Source organism: Bradyrhizobium tropiciagri (assembly GCF_018130545.1).
GTDB lineage: Bacteria > Pseudomonadota > Alphaproteobacteria > Rhizobiales > Xanthobacteraceae > Bradyrhizobium > Bradyrhizobium tropiciagri_A.
The window spans coordinates 320703-336672 of the sequence record NZ_JAFCKF010000001.1; the positions used below are offsets into that span (position 1 = coordinate 320703).

At 65.9% G+C, this 15970-nt stretch carries 18 protein-coding genes; 8 read left to right on the plus strand and 10 right to left on the minus strand.

Annotated features, from left to right (window positions below; genetic code table 11):
• Positions 1-50 precede the first annotated feature (50 nt).
• Positions 51-278, plus strand: a complete 228-nt coding sequence (locus tag JQ616_RS01550; protein WP_076864917.1) for a DUF2093 domain-containing protein — start codon at positions 51-53, stop codon at positions 276-278.
• 14 nt (positions 279-292) lie between these two features.
• Here the strand turns inward: JQ616_RS01550 and lpxK are convergent, their stop codons facing one another.
• The 6 genes from lpxK to JQ616_RS01580 all read right to left on the minus strand — a co-directional run bounded on the left by lpxK (position 293) and on the right by JQ616_RS01580 (position 5915).
• A complete protein-coding gene (gene lpxK, locus JQ616_RS01555) occupies positions 293-1315 on the minus strand; it encodes a tetraacyldisaccharide 4'-kinase (RefSeq protein WP_212011707.1) in 1023 nt (340 codons plus the stop codon).
• Complete coding sequence (locus JQ616_RS01560) at positions 1308-2612, minus strand: 3-deoxy-D-manno-octulosonic acid transferase (RefSeq protein WP_212011710.1); 1305 nt, start codon at positions 2610-2612, stop codon at positions 1308-1310. The genes lpxK and JQ616_RS01560 overlap by 8 nt, the downstream gene beginning before the upstream one ends.
• Entirely contained in the window at positions 2605-3318 is a 714-nt protein-coding gene (locus JQ616_RS01565; protein WP_212011712.1) for a lysophospholipid acyltransferase family protein, read from the minus strand. Before JQ616_RS01565 ends, JQ616_RS01560 begins: the two co-directional genes overlap by 8 nt.
• Entirely contained in the window at positions 3315-3563 is a 249-nt protein-coding gene (locus tag JQ616_RS01570; RefSeq protein ID WP_212011714.1) for a DUF4170 domain-containing protein, read from the minus strand. The genes JQ616_RS01565 and JQ616_RS01570 overlap by 4 nt, the downstream gene beginning before the upstream one ends.
• A gap of 167 nt (positions 3564-3730) precedes the next feature.
• Entirely contained in the window at positions 3731-4540 is an 810-nt protein-coding gene (locus JQ616_RS01575; protein ID WP_212011716.1) for an inositol monophosphatase family protein, read from the minus strand.
• Entirely contained in the window at positions 4527-5915 is a 1389-nt protein-coding gene (locus JQ616_RS01580) for a TldD/PmbA family protein (RefSeq protein WP_212011718.1), read from the minus strand. Before JQ616_RS01580 ends, JQ616_RS01575 begins: the two co-directional genes overlap by 14 nt.
• Before the next feature lie 274 nt (positions 5916-6189).
• Here JQ616_RS01580 and JQ616_RS01585 point away from each other — a divergent pair, with 274 nt between their 5' ends.
• Positions 6190-6714, plus strand: coding sequence for a DUF6101 family protein (locus JQ616_RS01585; protein WP_212011720.1), 525 nt, complete (start codon positions 6190-6192; stop codon positions 6712-6714).
• Positions 6715-6950: 236 nt separating this feature from the next.
• Here JQ616_RS01585 and ubiA read toward each other — a convergent pair whose 3' ends face one another.
• Entirely contained in the window at positions 6951-7883 is a 933-nt protein-coding gene (ubiA, locus tag JQ616_RS01590; RefSeq protein WP_212011722.1) for a 4-hydroxybenzoate octaprenyltransferase, read from the minus strand.
• Positions 7884-7893: 10 nt separating this feature from the next.
• Positions 7894-8634: a hypothetical protein gene (locus JQ616_RS01595; protein WP_212011724.1), complete on the minus strand. Its 741-nt coding sequence runs from the start codon at positions 8632-8634 to the stop codon at positions 7894-7896.
• A gap of 465 nt (positions 8635-9099) precedes the next feature.
• On the opposite strand from JQ616_RS01595, the gene JQ616_RS01600 reads away from it, so the two are divergent.
• Complete coding sequence (locus JQ616_RS01600; protein ID WP_212011726.1) at positions 9100-9846, plus strand: 16S rRNA (uracil(1498)-N(3))-methyltransferase; 747 nt, start codon at positions 9100-9102, stop codon at positions 9844-9846.
• Between the two features lie 35 nt (positions 9847-9881).
• On the opposite strand, the gene JQ616_RS01605 is transcribed toward JQ616_RS01600, so the two are convergent.
• Both JQ616_RS01605 and JQ616_RS01610 read right to left on the minus strand, forming a co-directional pair.
• Positions 9882-10184, minus strand: coding sequence for a type II toxin-antitoxin system RelE/ParE family toxin (locus tag JQ616_RS01605; RefSeq protein WP_212011728.1), 303 nt, complete (start codon positions 10182-10184; stop codon positions 9882-9884).
• Position 10185: 1 nt separating this feature from the next.
• On the minus strand, positions 10186-10437 hold the full coding sequence (locus tag JQ616_RS01610) for a type II toxin-antitoxin system ParD family antitoxin (protein ID WP_212011730.1): 252 nt from the start codon (positions 10435-10437) through the stop codon (positions 10186-10188).
• Between the two features lie 237 nt (positions 10438-10674).
• Here JQ616_RS01610 and JQ616_RS01615 point away from each other — a divergent pair, with 237 nt between their 5' ends.
• From JQ616_RS01615 to JQ616_RS01635, 5 genes are all read left to right on the plus strand, one after another.
• Positions 10675-11838, plus strand: a complete 1164-nt coding sequence (locus tag JQ616_RS01615) for an ATP phosphoribosyltransferase regulatory subunit (RefSeq protein ID WP_212011732.1) — start codon at positions 10675-10677, stop codon at positions 11836-11838.
• Positions 11835-12812: an ATP phosphoribosyltransferase gene (hisG, locus tag JQ616_RS01620; protein ID WP_212011735.1), complete on the plus strand. Its 978-nt coding sequence runs from the start codon at positions 11835-11837 to the stop codon at positions 12810-12812. The genes JQ616_RS01615 and hisG overlap by 4 nt, the downstream gene beginning before the upstream one ends.
• Positions 12813-12951: 139 nt before the next feature.
• Positions 12952-13998 (plus strand): glycosyltransferase family 2 protein, encoded by a 1047-nt coding sequence (locus JQ616_RS01625; RefSeq protein WP_212011737.1) that lies wholly within the window; start codon positions 12952-12954, stop codon positions 13996-13998.
• Complete coding sequence (locus tag JQ616_RS01630; protein WP_212011739.1) at positions 13995-14837, plus strand: ChbG/HpnK family deacetylase; 843 nt, start codon at positions 13995-13997, stop codon at positions 14835-14837. The genes JQ616_RS01625 and JQ616_RS01630 overlap by 4 nt, the downstream gene beginning before the upstream one ends.
• 129 nt (positions 14838-14966) lie before the next feature.
• Complete coding sequence (locus JQ616_RS01635) at positions 14967-15830, plus strand: DUF2076 domain-containing protein (RefSeq protein WP_212011741.1); 864 nt, start codon at positions 14967-14969, stop codon at positions 15828-15830.
• The last annotated feature ends 140 nt before the right edge of the window (positions 15831-15970 follow it).

The following is a 15970-nucleotide window of genomic DNA, read 5'->3' on the forward strand; positions in this document are numbered from 1 at the left end:
TGATGATCATTTAAGGCTGCCTCATCAGGGGCAAGGCGGAGAGTCTAGACGTGCTGAACAAGTTCGGTCCCTCGGGCCATGGCGAAGCGCAGGTGCAATATCTCGACGGCGATTTCCGCGTGATCTCGCCCGGCACTTTTGTGCGCTGTGCCATCACCGACGTCCGGATCCCGCTCGACGAGCTGAAATACTGGAGCGTCGACCTGCAGGAGGCCTACGCCACCCCGACCGCCGTGCTGCAACGCCACCATCCCGGCATGGTCAAGCCGCAGGCCTAGGCTCAACGCCAGGCTCATTTGCGCAGCCTCCTGGCCCGCGCCTTGAACAGCTGATCGGTCACCAAGCGCCGCAGCGCGGCTGCATCATCGAATTGCAGCGTCACCGCGAACGGCGCGATCGCCTGCGCCCAGTCCGGCAGGCCGTCCGGACCACGCAGCCGGGCCAGATCCTTTTCCGTCGTCACCAGCGTCAGGCCTTCACGTTTCGCATCGCCCGTGAGCTGCGCGATCTCGTCCTTGGTGAAGGCATGATGATCGGCGAAAGCTGTATTCCGCACGACGTCGACGCCGCTTGAGCGCAGCGTATTGAAGAAGCGCGCGGGATCGCCGATGCCAGCGAAGGCGAGCGCACGCGTCCCGCTCAGTGCCGCCAGCGAGGCCGGGTCCGGCTTCAGGTGCGCCGACAGCACCGGCTTGCCGCGGGACGCGACATCGGCCGCAATGGTCTGCGCCGCGCTCCCCTCGCCGACCACGATCAGAGCGTCGGTGCGTTCCAGCTGCGGCGACAACGGCGCGCGCAACGGGCCCGACGGAATCACGCGGCCATTGCCGATGCCGCGCGTCGCATCGATCACGATCAGGCAGCAATCCTTCGCGACGGACGGATTCTGGAAGCCGTCATCCATCAGGATCACGGTGGCGTCCTGCGCGCGCGCCAGCGCCAGGCCGGCGGCGCGATCCCGCGACACCACGACTGGCAGGCTCGCCGCCATCATCAGCGGTTCGTCGCCGACATCGGCCGCCGTGTGGCGGTTACGATCGACCTTGACCGGACCGGCGAGACTGCCGCCATAGCCGCGGCTGAGCACCACCGGCCGCTCGTCGAGCTCGCGCAGCAGCTTTGCCAGCGCCAGCACCGTCGGCGTCTTGCCGGCGCCGCCGACATGGTAGTTGCCGACGCAGATCACGGGAATGCCGGCATCGACGCCGGGCTGCCGCATCCGCCTCGCGGCGACCGCGCCGTACAGCACGGCAAGAGGGCTCAACAGAGATGCGATCCAAGACGACGGCCGGTGCCAGAAGCCCGGCTCACGCATTGGCGGCTCCCATCTCGAGCCGCAATTGCAACAGATAGGGCTCGAGAGCGGTAACCGTGCGCTCCAGCGCACCGCCGAGCTGTTCGACGACCCGCTCAGAAGCGACCAGCGACGCATCGCGCGCCGCGGGATCGGCGAGGAACTGGCCGAGCTGCTTGACCAGCGCGTCCCGATCGTCGGCGCGGCGGGCGCCGCCGGCGCCATCGAGAGCCGCATAGACGTCGGTGAAATTGAACACATGCGGACCGTGCACGATGACAGCGCCGAGCTTGATCGCTTCGATCGGGTTCTGGCCGCCATGCGCGACCAGCGAGCCGCCCATGAAGACGATCGGCGCGAGGCGATAGAACAGGCCAAGCTCGCCCATCGTATCGGCGACGTAGATATCCGTGGTCGCGACCGGCAGATCCTCACGCGAGCGCAGGCCGGGACGCAGGCCCGCTTCCGTCACGAGTTGCGCGACCGCCTCCCCACGATGGGCATGCCGCGGCACGATCACCGTGAGCAGGCCGGGGAAGAACTTGGCGAGCGACTTGTGCGCCTCGATCAGGATCTCCTCCTCGCCGGGATGGGTCGACGCCGCGACCACGATCGCCCGGCCGCGCGTCACCGACATCAGCCGCTCCAGCTTGGCCGGATCAGCCGGCGGCGCCGCGACGTCGAGCTTGAGATTGCCGGTGACCACGACATTGGGGCTGCCGAGCGCCGCAAAACGCTCGGCGTCGGTGTTCGACTGCGCGAGGCAGATGTCGAACCGCCCGAGCAGCGCGCCGATGGTGTTGGAGAGCCGGCGCCAGCGCGGGAACGAGCGCGGCGACATCCGGCCGTTGATCAGGACCATCGGCAGCCGGCGCGCGGCGCAAGACAGGATCAGGTTGGGCCACAGATCGGACTCGATGAACAGCGCCAGCGACGGATGCCAGTGATCGAGGAAGCGCGCGACATAGCGCGGTGAATCATACGGCACGTATTGATGGATGACGTCGGGCGGAAAGCGCTTGGCCACGATCGCGGCCGAGGTCACCGTGCCCGAGGTGAGCAGGATGCGCAGATTGAGCGCGCGCAGCCGCTCGATCAGCCCGGCCGCCGCCAGCACCTCGCCGACGCTGGCGCCATGGATCCACACCAGCGGCCCCTGCGGCCTGGTATCGGCGCTCATGCCACGCCGTTCGCCGACGCGTTCGGGATCTTCCTTGCCGAGCTTGAGCCGTCGCTTGATCAGGGCAGGCACGACCGGCACCATCGCGGACGACAGCTTGCGATAGACACGCAACGTCATCGGGAGCGAGTTAGCCAAGCGTTGCCTCCGGCCGCCCGACGGCTGCGTAGGCGCGCCGGGTCGCTTCGTTGAGCAAATCCTCCACGTGCTGCCGAAGCTTTTCCATCGTCGCGGCATCGGCATCGGGCGGCACATAGACCGGCTCAATACCTACCACTGCGCCGCGCCCGAATGGCAAATTGATGGTGGAGGAATCCCAGTTTTTCAACCGGATGAATCGGCTGGTGACCATCGCAAACGGGATGATCGGCCGGCCGCTCTCCCGCGCCAGCATGATGGCTCCGAGGCCTGCCACCCGCGCCCGCTTCGGGACGTCGGCCGTGGTCGCGATGTTGCAGCCGTCTTCCAGCGCCCGGACCATCTCCAGGAAGGCGCCGACGCCGCCCTTGCGATGGAACGCGCCGGAATGGTCGCCGGAACCTCTGATGGTGCCAATGCCGAGCCGTTCCACCGCGAGCGCGTTGAATTCACCGTCGCGGTGGCGGGAGATCAGGACCTTGGCGCGGTAGCTCTCCTTGGTCTTGATGAACGGCGTCATGAAGTGCTGGCCGTGCCAGAACACGAAGATCGCCGGCATCAAGGGCTCGACGATCCCGTATACGTCATGCGGCTGATAGGTGAAGCGGTTGGTGTACCACACCAGCCGCAGATACTCGGCCGCAAGCACACCCAGCGCGCGCTGCACGAAGCCGCTGCGCAGCAGATCGCGAAAAAGTCGTTTCAATGGGAATGCTTTGTGTCCTGCTCAGGATCGAGCAACCGGTGGAGGTGAACGACGAAATAGCGCATCTGGGCGTTGTCCACGGTCGCCTGCGCCTTCGCCTTCCAGGCCGCGTAGGCGGTCGCGTAGTTCGGGTACACGCCGACGATCTCGACTTCATCCAGGTTCTTGAAGGTGTTGTGCTCGAGATCGATCAACTCGCCGCCGATGACGAGATGAAGCAGCTGCGGCTGGGCATTGTCTGACATGATGGTGGTTTTCCTAACGAGATGCCCGGCAAAGAAGTGAAGTCTTGGTCGTCGCAAGTCTTGGTCGTCACAGGTCTTGGTCGTCACAGGTCTTGGTCGTCAAAGTCTGATCGTCACGGCTCTGTCGCAACAAGTCTGGTCGTCACAATCGGAAACGCGGCGGGGCCTTACGGCAATGGACGGTTGCGAAAATGCTCGACAATGCGTGCATGACGTTCGCGTCCCGCTGCCACCAGCACCCCATGCGTTACCTCCCGGCGATTGTACTCAATCGTGTCCCCCGAGAGCTCCGTCATCTTACCACCCGCTTCCTGCACGATCAAATTCGCAGCGGCAAGATCCCAGTCGCGGCTTTGCCCGCCCGCAAAGGCGGCGTCAAGTCGACCTTGTGCTACGCGGCACAGCCGCAGCGCCAGCGATCCGATCCGCGGAAACAGCGTAATCTCGTCCGAGGTCGGGCTGAGCCGCTGCACCAGCGGTTTCGGTCCGGCCATGCGGGGAAAATTGAAATCGGTGCCTGCGGTTGCGTGCACGGCGCTATCGTTCAGCGTGGCGCCCTGCCCTCGAGCAGCAAAGAAGAACTCCTCGCTCACCGGCGCATACACCGCCGCGAGCACAGGAGCCGCATGTTCAACCAGCGCCACGCTGACGCACCAATCCTCGCGGCCGGCGAGATAGGCGCGGGTGCCGTCGATCGGATCGACGATCCAGGTGAAACGCTTGCCGAGCCTGGACTCGTTGTCGGCGCTCTCCTCCGACAGCCAGCCATAGGTCGGCGTCGCCGAACGCAGCTGCTGCTCCAGGAGGTCGTTGACCGCGATGTCGGCCTCGGACACCGGCGAGGACGCGCCCTTGGTCCAGTTCTTCAATTCGGTGCGGAACAGCGACAGCGCGAGCCGCCCCGCCTCCTGCACCGATCGCGTCAGCAAGGCCGCATCGCGCGCCTTGGTCCAGTCGTCCGTATCAGCGTCCGCCAAGCGTCAGGCCCTCGATGCGCAGCGTCGGCGAATTGACGCCGTAGCGGAACTCCAGATCGTTGGCGGCGACCAGCGACTTGAACATCGGCAGCAAATGGCCGGCGATGGTCACTTCGCTGACCGGATAGGTGATCTCGCCATTCTCGATCCAGAAGCCGGACGCGCCGCGGCTGTAATCGCCGGTCACGCCGTTGACGCCGGACCCGATCAGGTCGGTGACATAGAAGCCTTGCTTGATGTCGGAGATCAGTTCCTTCGGCGTCACCGCACCCGGCTCGAGATGCAGATTATAAGTTCCCGGCGACGGCGACGACGACACGCCGCGATGCGCATGCCCTGTCGTGACCAGGCCGAGCTCGCGCGCGGTAGCGGAGTCCAGCACCCAGGTGGTCAGCACGCCTTCGTCGATCAACGCGATCTTCTTCACCTTGACGCCTTCGGCGTCGAAGGTCTGCGAACGCAGGCCGCGCACGCGCAAGGGATCGTCGATGATGCGGATGTCTTTCGAGAACAGCTGCTCGCCGAGCTTGTCCTTCAGGAAGCTGGTCTTGCGCGCGATCGAGGCGCCGTTGATCGAGCCAACCAGATGGCCGACGATCGAGCCGGCAACCCGCGGATCGAACACGACAGGAACCTTGCAGGTCTCGACCTTGCGCGGATTCGACCGCGCCACCGCGCGCTCGCCGGCCTTGCGGCCAACGGTCGTGGGTGAATCGAGATCGGACGCATGCGGCGCGCTGGTGAAATCATAATCGCGCTCCATCCCGGTGCCCTCACCGGAAATCGCCGTCGTCGAGATGCCGTGGCTGGAGCGCAGATAGGATCCGTGGAAGCCGGTCGAGGTCACCAGCACCATGCCGCCGATGCCGGTCGAGGCCGACGCACCGCCGGACTTGGTGACACCCTTGACCGCGAGCGCCGTCGCTTCGGCTTCGATGGCGCGCTGCTCGAGTTCGGCCGTGGTCGGGACCTTGCGGTCGAGCAGATCGAGATCGGGGAAATCATGCGCATGGAGCGCGGGGTCGGCGAGGCCGACATATTTGTCGTCGGGCGCGACGCGCGCCATCGCCACCGCGCGCTCGGCGAGCTTGGCGATCCCGTCGCCGGTGACGTCGTTGGTCGATACCACCGCTTGGCGCTGGCCGACGAACACCCGCAGGCCCACGTCGTCGCCTTCGGAGCGCTCGGTCTCCTCGACGCGGCCGTCGCGCACCTCGACGCCCTGCGAGACGCCGCGCACCGCGAGGGCATCGGCCGCATCGGCGCCCGCACGTTTGGCGGCATCGACCAGGCGCTGCGCGAGGTCGCTGAGCGCGGATTGATCGAACAGATCGGAGGTATCACCGTGTCGCGATGCAGATGGTGAAGAGTTCACGAACGAATTCCTGCGGATTGAGGGGGGCCCGGAACGAAGTGACAGACCACACCAGATGTGCCGGATTCACAGGGATTTCAAGCACTTTGCGCCGGCGGGCAACAAAGATTTGAGTGATCGGGGCAAGGCTTCGTCAATCATGACGGCCAACCTCTTGTCAATCATGGCACGAGGTGAGGAGGGGTTAACCAGGCTTTTTAAGCCGGAACGGACATCGCTCGGCTAGGCTCTCACCCATCGACCGGGAACATAATCCCGGCGGGGAGACAGAGCTTTGAGGCGTCAAACACCAACAAGCGGAATCAATTCCGCCGGGTCGAGCTGCGCAATGCGGCTCGACCCTCTTTCCCTTCCGCTCTCCTTCCACGCGCAGGATGCGCGCGCGGATGGCGGCACACGGCAGGTCGAACTTCACCGCGAACATGTCGTGCTGCGCCGTGCCGTTCGCGGCATGCGGATGGCGGTCAATGTTCGGGTCAGCGATTTCCTTGGCGTCGCGCTCCGCGGCATCGACGACGCGCAGATGCTGGTGCTGGTTCACCGCGATCCCGCCCTCACCATTCCGCTCGGCTCCAGCTCGGATGCCGAGGAGATCACGTCCGCCTGGCAGACCTGGAGCGACATCTTCCGCCTGCCGCAACTGACCGAGCCCGCGCCACGAACGCCGTCCCCGCGCCGCCGTCGCCGCAACGCGATCCGCGCCCGCCGCCCGAAATTCCTGGTCCGCCGCCGCGCCGGCGTCCAGCTCAACGAAGCCAGCGTGCATCGCGACGAACGCGAGATCATCGCACGGGATTAGCTTCATCGGTTTTTCGCACAAAGCCCGCCTCACAACCGCTGTCGTCCCTGCGAAAGCAGGGACCCATACGCCGCGGCGGATGTTGTGAAGGGACTCGTCGTCCCAGCATCGTTCAACAATCGGCATTCGTGGTTATGGGTCCCTGCTTTCGCAGGGACGACGTCGAATATGTGGTTCAGCCGGTGAGTGATACGTCCGCATTCTCGCGACACGCTTCGCGCCCCCCGGAATGAACATCACCCCGCGCGCAGCACCGCGTCGACGACGAGGCTCGCGAACAGGATGAAGCCGGCGTCGCGGTTGGACTTGAAGATGCGCAGACAGAGCGCGGGATCGCTGGTGTCGAGCCGGCGGACCTGCCAGCCAAGATGCAGCGCGAACGCCGCAAGGCCGATCCAGGCGGGCCAGCGTGCGCCGGCCAACGCGAATGCGGTGCCGATCAGCAGCACGGCAAGACCGTAGAACACCACCAGCGCGCGGTGGGTGCGGGCACCGAACAGGCGTGCGGTCGATTTGACGCCGATCAGCGCGTCGTCCTCGGCATCCTGATGGGCGTAGATGGTGTCGTAGGCGATCACCCAGGCGATCGATCCGGCGTAGAGCGCGATCGCCGCCAAGTCGATGCGCTCGAGCGTCACCGCAAATCCCATCAGGGCGCCATAGGAAAAGGCGAGGCCGAGCACGACCTGCGGCCACCAGGTGATCCGCTTCATGAACGGGTAGATCGCGACGATCACCAGCGAGGCGATGCCGGTCAGCACCGCGAAGCGGTTGAACTGCAAAAGCACCGCAAGCCCGATCAGCGCCTGCAGCACCATGAACACCACGGCCTGCGTCACCGTGACCTGTCCGGCCGGGATCGGCCGCGACCGGGTGCGCTCGACCCTGGCATCGAGATCGCGATCGGTGATGTCGTTCCAGGTGCAGCCGGCGCCGCGCATCACGAAGGCGCCGATGAAGAACAGCAGCACGACCAGCGGCAGCGAGCGGACGTCATGCGCGACGCCGGCGGCGAGCGCCGCCGACCACCAGCACGGCATCAACAGCAGCCAGGAGCCGATCGGCCGGTCATAGCGCGCCAGCCGCAGATAGGGCCGCGACCACACCGGCGCATGGGTATCCACCCAGTTGCCTGTGGAATCGGCAACGCGGGCGGATACATCGCTCATCGGTGATCCATCAACGGGTGAGAACGTTGCCGTTCAGCGTGTCGAAGGTACTGCCGCCCTTCTTGGTCGGGGTCGCTTCCGGCAGCGAGGCGGATGAGCCGAGCACATCGCTCAGCGTCGGCCCCGCGGGCCCGCGCGGCTGCGCCGCCGCCTGCTCCGCGACGTTGCAGACCTTCTTCAGCAGCGCTTCGGTATTCTTGTGGCCGTCCTTGAGCTGGTTGGAGATCTGCGGCGGAATTCCGCACTTGGCCGCGTTGGTATCGACATATTTGATCATCTTGATCTCGGCCTGGCTGTAATTGCCGATCAGCTTGCAGGCCTCCTGCGGGCTGGCGTGGCGGTCGCTCGCCGCCTTGATCGCCTTGCCGCGCTTCTCCGCATCCTCACGCAGCGGGACGAAATTCTTCATGCAGGCGTCAGCCTCGCCACCGGCGCCGGCACCCGGCGGGGGCGGCGGAGACGATAGACCGCCGCCGGCGATCGGGGCAGCGCCACCGCTCGGAAATGCCGACGGCGTGGCGCCAACCCTGGCCGCCGGGGCACCATTGACCGGCGGGAATGCAGGATCCGAGGCGGTACCGGCCCGGCTGGCGGGACGCGCACCGTTGACCGGCGGGAACGCGGGATCCGAGGCGGTACCGGCCTGCCCCTGCTGATTGGGCAGCGGAGCCGGAAAGGCGCTCTGGGCAGCGGCCTGCCCTGCCGACAGGGCGGTCGCAGCAACGGTCAGCACGATCAGGCGGCGGATCATCGAGGGTGTTTCTCCGGCAAAAGGTCCAGGCAACCCCAGCGCTACAAAAACGAAGCAACGAAATTTGGGGGCGTTTTACGATTCCTGTGGCGCCTTAACAACCCGTGGATTTGGGCGACAGCGCGGCGTAGGGCCACACCGGCCACATTAAATTGTTCACAGATTCTAAGCCTTTAGGCTACGGACGCGGTAAAAATCGACCATCAAATCTGCCTGAACGGGATTTTCGGTCATGCACCGGTTTGAATTTTACGCTCCTGCACTCACCGAAAAACAAAAGGGGCCGCGTGCAAGCGACCCCTCGGACTTCAAAAATGACTTGGTGTCAGAAGCAATATATCGACACGTCCTTACTACCTTGGCCGACGAGTTCCTGGCGAGTCCGCGCGATTACGGTGTCGCCCGGTTTGGTAAACGTGCCACGCAGCGCTGACGCCGCTGGAACGCATCTCAAGAACCCACAACATGCCTGAACACGATTTTCGCAGCCCCCGCCTGTTTGTCGATGCCCCGCTCGGTGCCGGCGCCACCGTTTCGCTCGAACGCGACCAGAGCAACTATCTCGGCAATGTGCTGCGGCTCGGCGCCGGCGACAGCGTGCTGGTGTTCAATGGCCGCGACGGCGAATGGCGTGCGGCGATTTCCGGACGCAAGCGCGCGGACACGCTGGCGATATCAGCGCAGACCCGCGCGCAGGACCGCCTGCCCGACGTCACTTACGTGTTCGCGCCGCTGAAGCATGCCCGGCTCGACTACATGGTGCAGAAGGCGGTCGAGATGGGCGCGGCGCGACTGGTGCCGGTGCTGACGCGCTTCACGCAGGTGTCGCGGGTCAATGGCGAGCGGATGCGCGCCAATGTGGTCGAGGCCGCCGAGCAATGCGGCATCATCTCGCTTGCCGAGGTGGCCGATCCCCTGCCGCTCGAGCGCTTCCTGGCCGGACGCGATCCGGCGCGGCTGCTGGTGTTCTGCGACGAGGCGGCAGAACTCGCGAACCCGGTCCAGGCGCTGCAAGCGGCAAGGGTCGCGAATGCCGGCATCGATGTCCTGATCGGTCCCGAAGGCGGTTTCGCCGAGGAGGAGCGCGCGCTGCTGCTGCGCCAGCCCACCATCCTCCGCCTTGCGCTGGGCCCGCGCATCCTGCGCGCCGACACCGCCGCCGTCGCCGCCCTGGCGCTGGTGCAGGCGGCATTGGGGGATTGGGGGAAATAAGAATTAGCCGGAAAGGCGGCTCGTACGTCGACCGATTATTCGCCGGACAAATCCAGCTCTCCGAGATCGCGCGCGGCATCGATGACGCGCATGACGCGCACGCCGCTTGGGGTGATCTCGTACAGCAGCAGCCACCGCGAAATCACCAGCATCCTCGCACCATCGGCGATATCGGGACGAGCCGGCCCCGATTCGGGGAATTGCGCCAACTGGCCACACCGCGCTTCGATGCGATCGATCCAATGGTCTGCCGTCGCAGGCCCTTTATCGGATGCGATGAGAAACCAGATTTCGGCGAGATCGCTTTGCGCGAGCCGGGAAAGGCGGACCTCTCCCAATTTACTTGCCCGCAGCCTTCAACCGGGCTCGCCCCTGCTCCTTGATCTCGGCAAAATCGGCCGGACCAGCGTCGCCGCTCGCCTGTCCCGCCGCCCAGGCATTGCGAAGGAATGCCAATCGCGCCTCTTCCGTCTGCTCCATGATCCGCAGCGCTTCGCGCACGACCTCGCTTGCCGACGTGTAACGGCCGCTCGCAACCTTGGTTTTGACGAACTCGCTCAACTCTTCGGTCAATGAGACGTTCATATTCATGATGGGACCTCTCCGCCTAATTATGGGAGGGACCACAGACTTTAGCAATGTTTGCCATCAGCACCGAACATTCCGGTTCCACCTAGCCAAGCCGTCGCAAAATCGTTAACGAACCCAATCATTAAGCCACTTGGCTGATCCCTGTCGAAACCACGGATCGGCCATGCTAAGGGCTCCGCCAACACCACCTATGGAACCCGCTCTGGAACCTGCTTTCGGGGCGAAATGGACGTCGAGATGACCGAAGCTGCTGCACCACGATCCGCCGCCGGATCCGCCGTATGGGCGGATGCGCTGCTGGCCTCGTTCGCGCAGGCCGGCTATCTCAGGTCCGAGCCGGCGATCCTGCAGCCGGCCGAGCCATTCCTCGACCTCTCCGGCGAGGACATCCGCAAGAGCCTGTATCTGACCACAGACCCCAGCGGCGAGGAGCTCTGCCTACGCCCGGATCTGACGATCCCGGTGGCGCGCGACTACCTCATCTCGCCCCGCGCCGGCCAGCCGGCGGGTTTCAGCTATCTCGGGCCGGTGTTCCGCTATCGCGACGGCCAGCCTAGCCAGTTCATGCAGGCTGGCATTGAATCGTTCGGGCGGCAGGACCGCGCCGCGGCCGACGCGGAGATGCTGGCGCTGGCGCTGGAGGCGACGACGGCGTTCGGGTTGACCGACGTCGAGATCCGCACCGGCGACGTCGCGCTGTTCAACGCGCTGATCGACGCGCTCGAGCTCTACCCGGTGTGGCGGCGCCGGCTGATCAAGGATTTCAACCGCAAGGTCTCGCTGACCGACGACATCGAGCAGCTGACGCTTGCGACCGCGCCGGGCCGCAACGAATATGAGGGCGTGCTCGCGGCGCTGGCCGGCTCCGACCGCAAGGCGGCGCTGGCGCTGGTCACCGATCTGATGTCGATCGCCGGCACCACCAATGTCGGCGGCCGCACGGTGGCCGAGATCGCCGACCGCTTCCTCGAGCAATCGACGCTGAAGGCCGGCGCGCTGCCGCGCGACGCGGTCGCCATCATCAAGCGCTTCCTCGCCATTTCAGGGGATCCCGACGACGCGGTGGCGCAGCTGCGCGCGCTCGCCGCCGACGCCAAGCTCGACCTCTCCGCCGCGATCGACCAGCTCGAAAGCCGGGTCGGCTTCATGGCCGCGCGCGGCATCGACACACGGAAGGCGCGGTTCTCGACCGCGTTCGGCCGTGGCCTCGACTATTACACCGGCTTCGAGTTCGAGCTGCACGCCAAGGGCAACGGCAGCGAGCCGCTGGTCGCGGGCGGTCGCTATGATGGGCTGATGACGCAGCTCGGATCAGTGAGCCCGATCCCCGCGGTCGGCTTCTCGGTCTGGATCGAGGCGATGACCCGACATGGCAAGGCCCTGCGCGGAGGCGCCCAATGAGCACGCCCTTCGTCGTCGCAGTTCCTTCCAAGGGGCGCCTGCAGGAAAACGCCGAAAGCTTCTTCGCCCGCGCCGGGCTGACGCTGTCGAAGGCCGGCGGCGCGCGCGACTATCGCGGCACCATCGCCGGCGTCGACAATGTCGAGATCGCCTATCTGTCGGCGAGTGAGATCGCGGCCAATCTGGCGCGCGGCGCGGTGCATCTCGGCGTCACCGGTGAGGATCTGGTGCGCGAGAGCATTCCGGAGCCCGACAAGCGCGTGCTGATGATCGAAGGCCTCGGCTTCGGCTATGCCAATGTCGTGGTCGCGGTGCCGCAGGCCTGGATCGACGTCCGCACCATGGCCGATCTCGACGACGTCGCATCGGGCTTCCGCGAGCAGCACAATCACCGCATGCGGGTCGCGACCAAATACATCAATCTGACGCGCGGCTTCTTCGCCAAACACGGCGTCGGCGACTACCGCATCGTCGAAAGCGCCGGCGCCACCGAGGGCGCGCCTGCGGCCGGCACCGCCGAGCTGATCGTCGACATCACGACGACAGGGGCGACGCTCGCGGCCAACGGCCTCAAGGTGCTGGACGACGGCGTGATGCTGCGCAGCCAGGCCAATCTGGTGGCCTCAAAGGACGCCGACTGGTCGAATGGCGCCCGCGAGACCGCGCGCGTCATCCTCGACCACATCGCCGCGCGCGCCCGCGCCAGCAAGTACCGCGAGGTCCGCACCCGCTTCGCCGGCTGCAACGACGCGCTGCTGTCCGAGGCGCACAACCGGTTCGGCGTGGTCGCCCCGTTCGGCGGCCCGACCTCGTCAGGCATGCTTACGTTGCACTGCCCACCGGGTAAGCTCTACGCGCTCGGCAGCTTCCTGCGCGAGCACGGCGCCGAAACCGTCTCGGTGGTGTCGCTGGACTATGTGTTCGACCGCGAGAATCCGCTGTTCGCCAAGCTTGAGGCGTTCCTGCGACAATGAGTCGATAAGGCCGTTCATGTTGGCGACAGCCGGCCGTCGGTACCATATTGTGTTCATGATCTCTCGTGCGACGCGTTTTCCCGCCGCGAAGGCGAACCCTCACTTCGCGCGAAAACGCTCAAGTTCTGGAACCTGACCGATGATGCTGGGCTCTGACGTTTCCAGCCTGACCACCACCGCCAAGACCGCCGCCGCGCAGGGTCTGTCCATCGTCGTGCCCGTTTACAACGAAGCCGCCGGGCTTGCGGCGCTGCACCAACGGCTGGTCGACCTCGCCGGCTCACTGCGCACGCGCTATGGCCTCGCCTGCGAGGTGGTCTATGTCGACGACGGCAGCGCCGACGATACGCTCACAATCGCGCGCGGCCTGCCCGCCGATGGGCTCGACCTTCAGGTGGTGTCGCTGTCGCGCAATTTCGGCAAGGAGGCGGCGCTGATGGCCGGCCTCGACCACGCCCGCCGCGGCGCGGTGCTGTTCATGGATGGCGACGGCCAGCATCCGCCGACCCTGGTCGAGCAGCTGGTCGCGCACTGGATCGATGACGGCTACGACGTGGTCTACACGGCGAAGGCGCATCGCGACAATGAATCGGCGCTGCGGCGACTGTCGGTGCGCGGCTTCTACGCGCTGATCAATTGGGGCGCGCGGCAGCAGATCCCCGAGGATGCCGGCGACTTCCGCCTGCTGTCGCCGCGCGCGGCCGCCGCCTTGCGGCAATTGCCGGAACGCAACCGCTTCTTCAAAGGCCTCGCCAGCTGGATCGGCTTCAAGCAGATCCGCGTCGACTACGAGCCGGCGCCGCGCGCGCATGGCGTCACCACCTTCAATGCCGGCCGGCTGATCGGCCTGTCGATCGAGGGCCTGACCTCGTTCTCAGTGGCGCCGCTGCGCTTTGCCAGCCTGCTCGGCGCGCTGCTCGCCGGCGTGGCCTTCCTGTTCGGCCTGTCGATCCTGTGGGAGGTGCTGACCACCGGCAAGCAGGTCCCCGGCTATCCGTCGCTGATGATCGGTATGATGACGATCGGCGGTGTGCAGCTGATCATGATCGGCATCGTCGGCGAATATATCGGCAAGATCCTCTCCGAGCTGAAGGCGCGGCCGATCTACTTCGTCGCCGAGCATACCGAGAAGCATGCCGACGGCAGCACAGCGCAAAATGCCTCCGAGCGGACCGCCGCCGAATGAGCGAAATCGCGTCGCGCCGGATCTGGCTGTGTGCTGACGATTATGGCTTGAGTGACGGCGTCAACCGCGCGATCCGCGACCTGATCGAGCGCGGCCGGCTCAATGCGACATCGGTGATGATGGTGACGCCGGCGATCGGCCGGGACGCCGCGGCCGCGCTGCAGACTTCGGTTACGAAAAGCCCGCGCTGCGCGATCGGGCTGCATGTGACGCTGACCGCGCCGTTCCGTCCGCTGACGATGCATTTCCGTCCACTCGACGGCGACATGTTCCTGCCTTTCCCGCGGCTGTTGCGCGCCGGGTTGATGCATCGGCTCGACGCCGAGCTTGTCCATGCCGAAGTGCTGGCGCAGCTCGACGCGTTCCATGAATTATTCGGCCGCGCGCCCGATTTCGTCGACGGCCATCAGCACGCGCAGCTGTTTCCGCAGGTGCGCGACGGCTTCCTGCGCGCCGTGAAAGAGCGCGCGCCCGACGCCTGGGTCCGGCAATGCGGACGCGAAGGTCCGCTGGCACGGCAGCTGGCAGCGCCCAAGGCGCTGGTGCTGAACGTGCTCAGCACGCAATTCCGCATCAAGGCGCAGCGAGCGGGCCTGCGCTTCAACCCGGCCTTCGCCGGCGCCTATGACTTTACACGCGAGACCGATTTCGCAGGCTTGATGCGCAGCTTCCTCGACGGCATGCCCGAGGACGGGCTCGTGATGTGCCATCCCGGTTTCGTCGATGACACGCTGAAAAGCCTCGATCCGCTGACGACGCAGCGCGAGGCCGAGCATGCCTATCTGGCAAGCGACGATTTCACCGCCTTGCTCACCCTGAATAAAGTTACACTCGCCTGAGAAGGTTCATAAAAATCCGCTGGTCGGATTGTCGCATACGTAAATTTAATTCTGCCCCCCACTCCTAGCGCCACAAAGCCCGTCCTACATGAGCCGCGCGCCGATTCGATCGACGCGATGGAGAACGCCATGACACCGCAAGAACGCCAACTGATCGACGATCTCTTCGACCGGCTCGCCAAGCTGGAGAATGCCCCGCGCGACAGCGAGGCCATGTCCGCGATCATGGCCGGCCTGCGCAGCGCGCCGAATGCGGTTTACGCCCTGGTGCAGACGGCGCTGGTGCAGGACGAGGCGCTCAAGCGCGCCAATGACCACATCCAGCAGCTCGAGGCCGCGGCCAGCCAGCAGCAGCCGGCTCAGCAGCAGTCCGGCAGCTTCCTGGATTCGATGCGCGATGCCGTCTTCGGGCAGAGCCAATCGCACGGCTCGGTGCCGCAGGTGCGCGCGCCCGATGCCGGCAGCCGTCCGGTCTGGAACTCGGGCCAGGCGATGCAGCACGCCGGTTACGATCAATCCGGCGGTTATGGTCAGTCCGGCGGCTACGGCCAGTCTTACGGCCAAGGCGGCGGGCAGCCCTACGGCCAGGGTTACGGCGGCGCACAGCAGCCGGGCGCGTTCGGCGGCGGTGGCGGTGGCGGCAGCTCATTCTTAGGCACCGCAGCGGCGGCCGCGGCCGGCGTGGTCGGCGGCTCGCTGCTGATGAACAGCATCCGCGGCCTGATGGGCGGCGGCACGCACCAGTCTCTTGCCGATGCCGGCGGCCTCGGTGGCGGCTCGCGCCCGTGGGGCGGCGACCAGTCGTCGAGCAACCTTGCCCGTGACGCCGGGATCAACGATGTCGGCTCGTCCGGTCGCGACAGCGATTCCGGCTCGCGCGCCGGCGCGTTCGACCAGGCGCAGGCCGACCGGGACAGTGACGATGATCAGGACGCCGACGACGCCGACGACTTCGACGACAACGGCGGCGACGACAACAGCGATTACGCGTAAACGCGATCGCTGAAACGACAACGGCCGCTCCAGTCGAGCGGCCGTTGTGATTCTGTCATCCCGGCGAAAGTCGGGACCGATAACCACAACCGCGCGAGATTTGACACGGCTGGGGCTACAACTTCTCTCAGTAACAACCG

Excerpts from the sequence above, each read along its gene's own strand:
- lpxK (WP_212011707.1), bottom strand. The coding sequence starts at position 1,315 with ATGCGTGAGCCGGGCTTCTGGCACCGGCCGTCGTCTTGGATCGCATCT.
- JQ616_RS01570 (WP_212011714.1), bottom strand. The coding sequence starts at position 3,563 with ATGTCAGACAATGCCCAGCCGCAGCTGCTTCATCTCGTCATCGGCGGC.
- ubiA (WP_212011722.1), bottom strand. The coding sequence starts at position 7,883 with ATGAGCGATGTATCCGCCCGCGTTGCCGATTCCACAGGCAACTGGGTG.
- JQ616_RS01595 (WP_212011724.1), bottom strand. The coding sequence starts at position 8,634 with ATGATCCGCCGCCTGATCGTGCTGACCGTTGCTGCGACCGCCCTGTCG.
- JQ616_RS01600 (WP_212011726.1), top strand. The coding sequence starts at position 9,100 with ATGCCTGAACACGATTTTCGCAGCCCCCGCCTGTTTGTCGATGCCCCG.
- JQ616_RS01610 (WP_212011730.1), bottom strand. The coding sequence starts at position 10,437 with ATGAATATGAACGTCTCATTGACCGAAGAGTTGAGCGAGTTCGTCAAA.
- JQ616_RS01615 (WP_212011732.1), top strand. The coding sequence starts at position 10,675 with ATGACCGAAGCTGCTGCACCACGATCCGCCGCCGGATCCGCCGTATGG.
- hisG (WP_212011735.1), top strand. The coding sequence starts at position 11,835 with ATGAGCACGCCCTTCGTCGTCGCAGTTCCTTCCAAGGGGCGCCTGCAG.
- JQ616_RS01625 (WP_212011737.1), top strand. The coding sequence starts at position 12,952 with ATGATGCTGGGCTCTGACGTTTCCAGCCTGACCACCACCGCCAAGACC.
- JQ616_RS01630 (WP_212011739.1), top strand. The coding sequence starts at position 13,995 with ATGAGCGAAATCGCGTCGCGCCGGATCTGGCTGTGTGCTGACGATTAT.
- JQ616_RS01635 (WP_212011741.1), top strand. The coding sequence starts at position 14,967 with ATGACACCGCAAGAACGCCAACTGATCGACGATCTCTTCGACCGGCTC.